Raw genomic sequence first — 10,705 nt, 5'->3', positions numbered from 1 at the left:
CGGCCGGATCACTCCCACGGGCGTGGGGAGGACAGGGGGCTCAGGACGTGGCCCTAGTCCTCGTACGGATCACCCCCACGGGCGTGGGGAGGACCGCATTCCCAATAAGGATCTTGAGAAGAGTTCCGGATCACCCCCACGGGCGTGGGGAGGACAATCGTCGACGTTCCGGGCGATCATCGCGCAGCGGATCACCCCCACGGGCGTGGGGAGGACCCAGCAGGACAAGGCCGCCGAGCTCCGCGCCGCGGATCACCCCCACGGGCGTGGGGAGGACCAGGTCCGTGCTGGTCGCGTCGATGCGGTCGGCGGATCACCCCCACGGGCGTGGGGAGGACACTTGCTGACCTGGGCTTATGTAAGCGGCACGGCGTCCGTTGTGATGAGTGGAAGGGTGGCTCGAGAGCGTCCGGGCTATTCCGTTGATGATGGCCTGCTGGATGAGGTTGATCGGATCGTCATCGCTGTTTGAATGTGGTGTTCCGATCTCTGACCGCGCGCGCTGCCCCGTGGGGTGTGCTGGGAAGCTAACGCTAGTCTGCCTGGATGAGTTTCGGGGGATGCTCGGATCCGGGCGCAGCCGATGGCGCGGCGACGGATCGGGTGGATCTGTGGCTGTGGGGGAAGTCGCGGGGGCTGGACGAACCGTATCCGCTGGTGTGGCATCTGCTGGATACGGGGGCGATGGCTGAGGTTCTGTGGCGGGAGGTCATCCCGGATTCGGTGCGGCTTTCGGTTGCGGCGGCCTTGGGCTGTTCGGCGGAGGACGCCGGTAGGCTGGTGGCCTTCTGGGCGGCCCTGCACGACATCGGTAAGATCATTCCGGGGTTTCAGGTCCAGGACCGTGACGCGTTCTCGGCGCTCACAGGGTATTCGTCGGAGGGTTCGCGCGTTCCGGTCGGACACGACCTGGCCACCCAGCAGTTTCTGGCGCAGGTGCTCGGTGATCTGGGGTATGCCGGCGGGCTGATGGACGATGCGTCGTCAGGCCGGGTCGCGCAGCTTCTGGGTGGTCATCACGGTTGTTTTCATGAGATCAAACCGCAGGATGAGGATCCGCGGATGCGCCGGCCTGAGATGGGCGGCGCGGAGTGGGCGCGTCAGCGGCGGGCGGTGCTGGCCGCGGTCGAGAACGTGTTCGGGCCGCCCGCCGCGCCGGCGGAGGTTCCGCCCCCGGCCGCGGCGGTGATCTGTGGTCTGGTGATCTTGGCGGACTGGCTCGTCAGCCAGGAGGACTTCCTGCGGCACCGGCAGCAGCACGCGAGCCGTGACGGTCGATGGGCCGATCTCCCGGGGCTGCGTGCGCATCGGGCGGACAGCATGGTCGCGGCCGTCCGGTTGGCCGCGGACGCGGGTCTTGGCCGTCTCGTCCTGCGGGAAGGAACGTTCGCCGAGGAGTTCCCCGCGTATCCGCCGAACGCGTTGCAGCGGTCGGTTGCGGAGATGTTGCCGCCGCTGTTGTCGGGGCCGGGGCTGCTGCTGGTGATGGCACCGATGGGGTTCGGGAAGACCGAGACCGCGTTGCACGCGGCTCGTCTGATGGGGCGGTCGGCGGGGACGGCAGGAGTGGTCGTGACGCTGCCGACGATGGCGACGGCGGACCAGATGTTCACCCGGGTGGAGGCGTATCTGCGCCGGCGGGCGGATCCGGCGTCGAGCGCCGCGGTGACGCTGCTGCATTCGATGGCCTGGCTCAACCGTGCCTACGCGCCAGCTCCCGACCACGGTGAGATCGTCACCGGCGAGGGAACGATGGCCGAGCCGGGTAGGGAGGGTGCGCGGACCGCTGCGTCGTCCTGGCTTCGCGGGGCGAAGAAGGGTCTGCTGGCTCCGGGTGGGGTGGGCACGATTGATCAGGCGCTGCTGACGGTGCTTCCGGTGCGGCACAACGTGCTGCGGATGCTGGGTCTGGCGGGCAAGGTTCTGGTCGTCGACGAGGTGCATGCCTACGACCCGTACATGCAGTACCTGCTCGCGAGGTTGCTGACCTGGCTGGGGGCGCTGCGGGTGCCGGTGGTTCTGCTGTCGGCGACGGTCCCGGAGGAGGTCGCGAAGCGGCTGGTCCGCGCCTACCTGCTCGGGGCACGGGGATGCCGCTACCGGACGTCGATCGAAGTCCCCTATCCCGGGTGGATCTACGCGGACGGAACGACGGCGAGAGTCACCCCGACGTCGTTCGAGATGGACCCGAGCACGCTCGCGTTGGACCTGGTGGACGTGCCGCTGACCACGGCGGGGGAGGACGGCGATCCGAGCGAGGGACGTCCGCTGTCGGGCAGCGTCGACCGCCGCGCCGCTCTGCAGACTCTGCTGGCGCCGATCCTGCGCGACGGGGGAACGGCGATGGTCGTCTGCACGACGGTCGCCGAAGCCCAGCAGACGTTCACGGCCCTGCGCACCTGGTGCGCTGACACCGCCGATCCTGCGCGCCGTCCGACTGTGACCCTGCTCCATGCGCGGATGCCGGCCCGTGTGCGGGAGGCACGCACCGATACGGTGACGACCGAGTTCGGCCGGGAGGTGGGCAAGCGTCCGCGGGCGGCGATCCTGGTCGCGACGCAGGTGGCGGAGCAGTCGCTGGACGTCGACTTCGACCTGGTGATCAGCGACCTTGCGCCGGTCGCGCAGCTCCTGCAGCGCGCGGGACGCTGCCATCGTCATCCACAGGTTGACGAGGCGGGTAAGCGTCCGGCGTGGGCGGCCGGTGGACCGAGGCTCGCCGTCCTCGTGCCCCGCCGCGAGGGGGGCGAGTTCGTCCTGCCGAAACGCTGGCTGCGGATCTATAACCGTGCCCTGCTGCGGCGGACGTACGAGCTGCTGGAACAGCGTCATCCCGCGCCGGTGCGGATCCCGGCGGATGTGCAGCCGATGATGGACAAGGTCTACGACGAGTCGTTCCTCGTCGACCCACCGGACGACGAGGTCGCACGCATCATGGAGGACGAAGCCGCTCGCGGTATCGCCGCCGTCGCCGCGATCCAGTCCCCGCACAACGTGCTGGCGCTCGAGCGGTTGACCAAACGGGAGATCGACGAGGACCAGATCTCCACCCGCCTCGGCGCGCCGTCGGTCCGGGTCGTCTGCTGCTACGTCGACGCCGACGGCCACCGTTGGCTCGACCGGGCCTGCACGATGCTGCTGCCCTTGGAGGGAACGGGGCCGAAGAAGCGCTTCACACCGGAGCAGGTCCGCGCGGTCCTGTCCGAGAGCATCCCGATGCGAGACGGCCCCTGGCGTCACGCAGACCGCAGCCTGACCGCGCCACCGGAGACCTGGACCGCGGACCCCACCCTGCGGGACCTGGTCCTCCTCCCGCACGTTCTCGGTGCCGACAGCAAGCCGCAGCCCGTCGCAGTCGGCTCCCGCTTTTTCCTGCTTGATGACTCCCTTGGCCTGCTGGGCTGAGCCGGCCAAGGGATGTACCCCCATGTTTATGAGGAGCGGGCAGCGTGATCAGCCATCCTTCGACCCGAGACACGGATCACCCCCACTGGTAGTGAGGACTCGAGCCTGGTCTGACCAGGTGGCCCCGAGCCTACCTGTCGTGCACCGGCCTCGGGCTCGCCTCTTCGACCCGAGACACTTCGTCTAGACTGTCCGATAACGCGCTGCGTGAGCGATCGGGTCGCTTGCGCATTAACAAGGAGGTCGGATGACTACAAACGTTGTCACGGCTGCAGCCGTCGCCGGGATGTCGACGGTCGTGCTCGTGGTGGTCATGGTGGTGCTGGTGCTGCTGACCGGTCTCGCGCGAGCGACTCGGTAACCGTGGCCCGAGGGGACGCCGCGAAGCGGCGTCCCCTCCCCGAACACCGCTCGACTGCGGCGAGATCGCCGGTCCTGACAAGGCGTAGCGCGGGACGGTCCTGGTCCCCATATGGCGTCAGTGCGTGCTCGCGATCCCGGCGCGGTTTTGTCGGAGGTGGTCGATAGCGTCTGGCGTTGCCGCTTGGCGTGGCGATTCGCAATCGGATGGGCGCGATGAGGTTCGGGGGTGCTGGTGAGCAAGCTGTGATGAGTGACGTGCGGTTTGACCTGCGGGTTAGGCCGTGGATACCGGTGGTCGGCGGCGCGCGGCAGGAGCCTGTGGGGCTTGAGGAGCTGTTCCTGCACGCCCATGAGTTCAGGGATGTCGATGTGCCGCTGGCACCGGCGGCGGCCGGGCTGTGGCGGGTGCTTTACCTGCTTGCCGCGCGGGTGACGGGGTTGGATGAAGAGGATCTGACCGGCAAGGAGTTCGAGCGTCTTCGCCGGCGCGTGCTGGCGGAGAAACGGTTCAGCGACGTCAGGGTTCGAGGGTATTTCGAGGAGTACCGCGGCCGCTTCGATCTTTTCGGTGGCGAGCGGCCGTGGCTGCAGGATCCACGGTTGGCGGAGCAGTGCCCGGCGTCCTCCGGGCTGAACAAGATTGTTCTTGGTCGGCCGGCGGGGAACAACCAGGTCTGGTTCGGCCACCATGTGGACGGCAGGCCGCGTCCGATCCCGGCGGGCGAGGCGGCCTGGCATCTGCTCGGCGCGTTGTACTACGGGCCGTCGGGTCGGTGCACGACGCGGACGGTGAAGGCACGTTCGGAGGGGAACACGTCCGCGGGGCCGCTGAGGGCGGCGCTGTCGTGTCATCCGGTGGGCGGCACGCTGTTCGAGTCGTTGATCGCCGGGATACCCGCTCCTGCGGATGAGGACGACTACCGGGAGGGCATACCCGACAGGGCGCCGTGGGAGGCGGACGAGCTTCCGGATCCGCTGCGCGGGCCGGCGCCGTTGCGTGGAGCTGCCCGGGCCCTGACGGGTGGCTTCCAGCACGCCGTACTGCTCGTGCCGGACGATGCGGGGGAGAACGCGGTCGACGCGACGTTGACCTGGGCGTGGCGGGAGAAGGTGAACTCTGGCACCGATCCCTACCTGATCTATCAGACGAGCAAGAAGAACGAGGACTATCCCCGGCCGGCGAGCTCGTCGCGGGCGCTGTGGCGTGATCTCGACGCGATGCTGCTGAAAAGCAAGGGCGGCGTCATCCGCAGGCCGCGCGTCTTCGATGCGRTCGAGCGGCTGCCGTCGGAGGTCCGGGACGGCATGCGGGTCCGCGTCTTCGGGTTCGATCAGGACGGACAGACCAGGGACCGGCAGTTCTTCACCCAGACGACCTCGCCGGTACTGCGCTGGCTGGAGGAAGGTCAGTTCGACTTCGTGCAGGGAATCGAACTAGTGCACGATGCGGCGGAGAAGGTCGGGATCAATCTTGTCCACGCGTTGAAGGATGCGTGGGCGCATCTGGCTGATCCCGCCGACGATGGCACGTCACGGCCTGGGCGCCGGGACGCGGGTGCCGGGCCGTGGGTCGCGATGGCCGAGGGCCGGTACTGGCCGCTCGCGGAGGGCGTGTTCTGGCGAACCCTGGACGCGGCGGAGCAGGCCACCAACGCTGATCCGATCTTCGCGGGCGCGCCGCGGGCGTTCGTCCGCGAGGCCGAGCGGGTCTACGACGACATCGTTGATCAAATCCGGGCTGCGTCCCATCCGAGAACGGTCCGGGCACTGGTCCGCCACCGCTATCGACTGCGGCTTGGCGTGTGAACAGGGAGGCAGTGGGCGTGACAGGGGAAGGCGTCGGGTCGAGCGACGACCAGGCGGGACTGCAGCCCGCCGCCAGCGTGACAACCGTCTGGCGGGGGGCCGGCTCGGTGGCGCACTGGCGGGTGCTCGAGGGGCCGGCACGCGTCCTCGTAAGGCGGGCGTGGCAGACGGTGGAGACGCCTGCGGATCGGGCGGCGTTGCGCCGCAGCCTGGGCCGGGAGCCGGATGACCGGATGACGCAGCCCGCGCACCGGATCGTGGGCCCATGCCTGCCGAAAGCGGTGCGTGACGCAGCGGACGACGGCGTGTGTCGCGGCGGCATGGCGGAGATCGCCGCGGTGGAGCGGGCGTTTTATATGGTCGCGGCGCTGATCGCCGCGCAGCCGCGGTCGGCCCGCGAGGAGGGCCCAGCGGACTCGGTGGCGCCGGTCGACGCATCGGCCGAGGTCCCAGGCGTGGACACGCAGAGCGTGCCGTCGGAGGGAAACGAGCCGGAGGCCACTCCTGCCGGCCAGGCGGCGGCCGCTGAAACTGCCGGGGGGACGGCATCGGCGCCGGGGGCGGGTCACTCGCGGCCGGGCGGAGCTGGCCGCAGTCTGGGCCGTTGCCTCGCGGACGCGGTGAACGCGGCTCCCCCCCGGGAGCGGGGCGACCTCTACGGGCGGCTGGACGCGCGGCTGCGGTTGCTGTGCCGGCAGGACGTGGACGGGCTGCACCGGCATCTGCCCCGCCTGGTACGGCAACTGCCTTCCGACAAGATCACGGTCGACTGGGTGCGGCTCCTACTCGACCTGGCCTACTGGGGTGTCGACGCGGACCTGGTCGCGAAGGTCTGGTTGCAGCAGTTCTACGGCTATGCCCGGCCAGCCGGTCTCGACCGACCCGCGCCAGCCGATTCCGCATCCGATCAGTCAGACACGAGCGTCGCCAACGGCGGCGCCGTCAACAACGGGGAGACCAAGCGGCCATGACCGACGCCCGATTCCTGGATATCCACCTGCTGCAGACGATCCCCTACGCGAACCTGAACAGGGACGATCTGGGCGCGCCGAAGACCGTCGTGTACGGCGGGAAGTCGCGGACCCGGGTGTCGAGTCAGTGTTGGAAGCGTCAGGTGCGGCTCGAGGTCGAGTCGGTCCTCGGGGACCCGGCCGTGCGAACGCGGCGGGTCACCATCGAGGTCGCCAGGCGGCTGGTCGACCGAGGCTGGCCGGAGGAGAGCGCCGCGCACGCCGGCACTCAGGTACTGCTGTCAGCCGTCAAGGGCGGCATCAAGACCGAGAAGGACCGTGACAGGCGGGACATTTCGTCGGTGCTGCTGTACCTGCCCGCCTCGGGACTGGACGCGCTCGCGGAGCTGGCCGACGCCCACCGCGACCGCGTGGAGGCCGAAGCCGGCAAGAAGACCCAGAAGGCGGTACTCCCGACCGCTGAGGTCGCGGCGATCCTGTCGAGCCGCAACGCGACGATCAACCTGTTCGGGCGGATGCTCGCGGAGCTTCCCGGCGGCAAGGTCGACGGGGCGGTGCAGGTCGCGCATGCCTTCACCGTGCACGCCACCGACCCTGAGATCGACTTCTTCACCGCGGTCGACGACATCCCCTCGCCGGAGGACGCGGGCAGCGGTCACATGAACGCCGGGGAGTTCTCCGCCGGCGTGTTCTACCGGTACGCGAGCCTCGACCTCGCCGGCCTGGCCGTGAACCTGGACGGTGACACCGCGACGGCGATCGAACTGACCCGCGAGTTCCTACGCGGTTTCGTCTCAGCGCTGCCGAGCGGGAAGCGGACGGCGACCGCGCCGAAGAGCCTGCCGGAGCTGCTCTACGTGGCGGTGCGCGGCGACCGGCCGATCTCGCTGGCCGCCGCCTTCGAACGTCCGGTGCGTGCTGGCGCGGACGGCGGCTACGCGTTCGAGGCCCGCGACGAACTCGCGGTGTACGCTCACGGCCTGCACACCGTGTGGGGCACCGACGAGATCGTGCTGCACGGCCACGCGTCGATCGACGGCACGCCCCGGGAGAAGGGGCTCGGCACGCACCATCAGAGCTATCCGGAGCTGCTGACAGCGGCCGTGGAGGCAGCCTTCGAGGAGCCGGCCGTCGCGGGGGCGGCGTGAGCGGGGGACTGGTGCTGCGCCTCGCCGGGCCGTTGCAGTCGTGGGGGGAGCACAGCGCCTTCGCCGCCGAGCGGGACACAGCCGGCTTCCCCACCCGGTCGGGACTGATCGGCCTGTTCGCCGCCGCCATGGGCCTGGCACGCGGGTCGGACCTGACCGGGTTCGACCCGCTGCGGCTCAGCGTGCGGGTTGACGCTCCCGGCCTGCTGCTCACCGACTTCCACACCGTGGGCGGCGGGCTACCCGCTGGCCGGACCGTCCCGACCGCGGAGGGCAAGCACCGCTCGGGGGATAACACCGCGACGATCGTCACCCGCCGGCGCTACCTGGCCGACGCCGTGTTCACCGTCGCCGTCACCGGCCCCGAGGACCTGATCACGGCGATCGGGGACGCGCTTCTGCGGCCGGTGTGGCAGCCCTTCCTCGGCCGGCGGTCCTGCCCACCGGACCAGCCGCTGCTGCTGCGCCGCTCCTCCGCAGATCCGGAAGCCGACCTGCGGAGCGTGGTGCCGCTGCCGCGGCGTCTGCGCTTCGACCGCGGTGCGGACGGCCAGGTGGACGTGGACCTGTGGACCGAGACGGCCCCGGCCGACGGTCGCAGCGCCGCGACCGAACTGGCTGACGTTCCGGTGAGTTTCGACCGCTACGACCGCCGCTATGCGCGTCGCAGCGTCTACCGGCAGACGATCAGCCTGCCCGACGGCCTGTGCCACAGCCCGGGCCGGGCCTACCAGAATGCGCTGTACCGCTACATGCGCCTGGATCGGGAGGCGGCGTGAACGCCTGGCTGGTCCAGATCCACGTCGACGAACGGCACCGCGAGGCCCGCCGAGAGCTGGCGGACGTCGACCGGCTGCACAAGATACTGATGAAGCTTCTGCCCGACGACCTCGGTGACGACGCCCGCGCGCTCGCGGGTCTGCTGTTCCGGGTCGAGCAGCGGGCCGCTGCCACCCGGCTGCTGGTCCAGACCCGCCTGGAGCCTGACCTGCGCCGGCTGCCCGTCGGCTACGCACGCGCCGATGTCCGTCCCCTCGGCCCGTTCCTGGAGAAGCTGGCCGCCGGAGCCTGTGTGCATTACCGCATCACCGCGAATCCGGTGAAACGTGGCGGCCGTCATGCCGGCGCGCAGTCCGGGAAGATCATTCCGTTGCGGGGTGCGGACGCTGATGCCTGGTGGAGCCGTCGCGCGGCGGACTGCGGCCTGGCGCTGCGTACCCTCGTCGGTACCCCCCTCGACGACGTCACCGGCGGCCGGGATGGCGGCGGTCGGGTCCGTCATGCGCTGACGCGCTTTGACGGTGTCGGCGTCATCGTCGACCCGGACGCTGCCCGTCGCGCGGTGCTCGACGGGGTCGGGCGGGCGAAGTCCTACGGTGCTGGTCTGCTCAGCCTGGCGCCGCTGGCGGCGGGCCGGTGAGCGTCGCCCGTGCCCGTGGGACGGCGAAGCAGCGCCTCGGCCAGCCGACGCTGGCGATGCTGCCCCGCGTCGCGGACTCGCTGTCGTTCCTCTACATGGAATCGGTGCGGATCGCCCGGGACCGCACCGGTGTCCTCGCCTTCGTCGAATCACCGCGCGGCACCGAGCAGGTGTACCTGCCGATCGCTTCGCTGTCCTGCGTGCTGCTCGGCCCGGGCACGTCGATCACCCAGCCGGCGCTGGCACACTTCGCCCGGCACGGCACCAGCATCGTGTGTGTCGGCGCCGGTGGTGTCCGCAGCTACGCGAACATCCAGCCCTCCGGGCTGACGACCGCCTGGCTGGAGAAGCAGGCCCGGGCGTGGGCCGACGACGACGCGCGGACGCGGGTCGCGAGCCGGATGTACCGGATGCGGTTCAACGTCGACGTCCCTGACGGCACCACCCTCGCGCAGCTGCGGGGGATGGAAGGCCAGCGGGTCAAGGCCTACTACAAGCTGCTCGCGCAGAAACATCGCATCGCCCGGTTCCGCCGCAACTACCACCCCGACTCGTGGGACACGCAGGATCCGGTCAACCTGGCCCTGTCCTCGGCGAACACCTGCCTGTACGGGGTCGTGCATGCCGCGGTCTGCGCGTTGGGCTGCTCTCCGGCGCTGGGATTCGTGCACAGCGGCGCGCAGCTGGCGTTCGTCTACGACATCGCCGACCTGTACAAGGCGGCGACCACCATCCCGCTCGCCTTCGCCCTGCACGACTCCACCGACCCCGACCGGGCCGCCCGGGCACGGCTGCGCGAGGAGTTCCGCCTCGTCAAACTTCTCCCGACCATCGTCCGCGACATCCAGACGCTTCTCACCGCCGACGGTGACACCGACGGCCGCGACGAGGACGATCGCGAGGCGCTCGCCGTCCGCATGGTCCACCTGTGGGACCCCGACCTTGGCCCCGTTCGTGCAGGCGTCAACTACGGAGAGGCCGCCAACGACGACCTCGTCGACGAGGCCGACACGGAGATCGACATCGACGTTGACGTCATCGGCGACGTTGACGCCGGGGCTGCGGCCGACGACCCGGACGGGCCCAGGACATCACCCTCCTTCGACAACGGCGACCTCGAGGACGACGACATCCTCATCAACCTGGGCGACCCATGGCCTCAATGATCGTCATCGCCACCACCGCCGTACCCGACCACGTACGCGGCGCCCTCACCCGCTGGCTCGTCGAACCCAAAGCCGGTGTCTACGTCGGCACCGTCTCCGCGCGGGTCCGCGACGAACTCTGGACCGCCGTTGCCGCCTGCATCGCCGACGGCGCCGCCGTGTGTATCCACCCCGCCGACACCGAACAGGGCTTCCAGATCCACACCGCCGGCGAACGCCGCCGCCACGTCCTCGACTTCGACGGTCTCCAACTCATCGCCCTCCAACCACAACAGACGCCGGAGCCCCCTTAAAACCCCAGCTCACGAAGTGTCCTCCCCACGCCCGTGGGGGTGTGAGGTGAGCCCCGTTTCTCGGACACCTGCGTAGCGGGAACCCTATCTGGCTTATGCGGCGTTTGCAATGCTTCCGGTGGCTGTGTGGTAG

At 69.9% G+C, this 10,705-nt stretch carries 7 protein-coding genes, 1 pseudogene and 1 CRISPR repeat array; all 8 genes and pseudogenes read left to right on the top strand.

The features are described 5' to 3' along the window. Positions 1-4 precede the first annotated feature (4 nt). Positions 5-338: a CRISPR direct-repeat array (repeat unit 29 nt; unit sequence CGGATCACCCCCACGGGCGTGGGGAGGAC). A gap of 208 nt (positions 339-546) precedes the next feature. The 8 genes and pseudogenes from KBI5_RS17270 (at position 547) to cas2e (ending at position 10,572) form a co-directional block, all read left to right on the top strand. Beyond that, entirely contained in the window at positions 547-3,405 is a 2,859-nt protein-coding gene (locus KBI5_RS17270) for a CRISPR-associated endonuclease Cas3'' (RefSeq protein WP_085015835.1), read from the top strand. Between the two features lie 609 nt (positions 3,406-4,014). Continuing rightward, on the top strand, positions 4,015-5,574 hold the full coding sequence (casA, locus tag KBI5_RS17265; protein ID WP_157902537.1) for a type I-E CRISPR-associated protein Cse1/CasA: 1,560 nt from the start codon (positions 4,015-4,017) through the stop codon (positions 5,572-5,574). A gap of 17 nt (positions 5,575-5,591) precedes the next feature. Then, entirely contained in the window at positions 5,592-6,545 is a 954-nt protein-coding gene (gene casB, locus KBI5_RS17260) for a type I-E CRISPR-associated protein Cse2/CasB (protein WP_157902536.1), read from the top strand. Further along, on the top strand, positions 6,542-7,693 hold the full coding sequence (gene cas7e / locus KBI5_RS17255; RefSeq protein WP_085015832.1) for a type I-E CRISPR-associated protein Cas7/Cse4/CasC: 1,152 nt from the start codon (positions 6,542-6,544) through the stop codon (positions 7,691-7,693). The genes casB and cas7e overlap by 4 nt, the downstream gene beginning before the upstream one ends. After that, complete coding sequence (gene cas5e / locus KBI5_RS17250) at positions 7,690-8,472, top strand: type I-E CRISPR-associated protein Cas5/CasD (protein ID WP_085015831.1); 783 nt, start codon at positions 7,690-7,692, stop codon at positions 8,470-8,472. Before cas7e ends, cas5e begins: the two co-directional genes overlap by 4 nt. Further along, entirely contained in the window at positions 8,469-9,113 is a 645-nt protein-coding gene (locus tag KBI5_RS17245) for a type I-E CRISPR-associated protein Cas6/Cse3/CasE (protein WP_157902535.1), read from the top strand. Before cas5e ends, KBI5_RS17245 begins: the two co-directional genes overlap by 4 nt. A gap of 56 nt (positions 9,114-9,169) precedes the next feature. Beyond that, positions 9,170-10,084 (top strand): annotated as a pseudogene (gene cas1e / locus KBI5_RS17240) (type I-E CRISPR-associated endonuclease Cas1e); the annotation flags it as partial. Between the two features lie 182 nt (positions 10,085-10,266). Beyond that, positions 10,267-10,572 carry a type I-E CRISPR-associated endoribonuclease Cas2e gene (gene cas2e, locus KBI5_RS17235; RefSeq protein ID WP_085015829.1) on the top strand — a complete coding sequence of 102 codons (306 nt, stop codon included), beginning with the start codon at positions 10,267-10,269 and terminating at the stop codon, positions 10,570-10,572. Positions 10,573-10,705 lie beyond the last annotated feature (133 nt).

Source organism: Frankia sp. KB5 (genome assembly GCF_002099325.1).
Taxonomy (GTDB): domain Bacteria; phylum Actinomycetota; class Actinomycetes; order Frankiales; family Frankiaceae; genus Frankia; species Frankia casuarinae.
The sequence above is the reverse complement of the archived record's forward strand: the minus strand, read 5'-3'. Positions and strand labels throughout refer to the sequence as shown.

Coding starts and splice junctions, on each gene's coding strand:
- KBI5_RS17270 (WP_085015835.1), top strand. CDS start 547: ATGAGTTTCGGGGGATGCTCGGATCCGGGCGCAGCCGATGGCGCGGCG.
- cas7e (WP_085015832.1), top strand. CDS start 6,542: ATGACCGACGCCCGATTCCTGGATATCCACCTGCTGCAGACGATCCCC.
- cas2e (WP_085015829.1), top strand. CDS start 10,267: ATGGCCTCAATGATCGTCATCGCCACCACCGCCGTACCCGACCACGTA.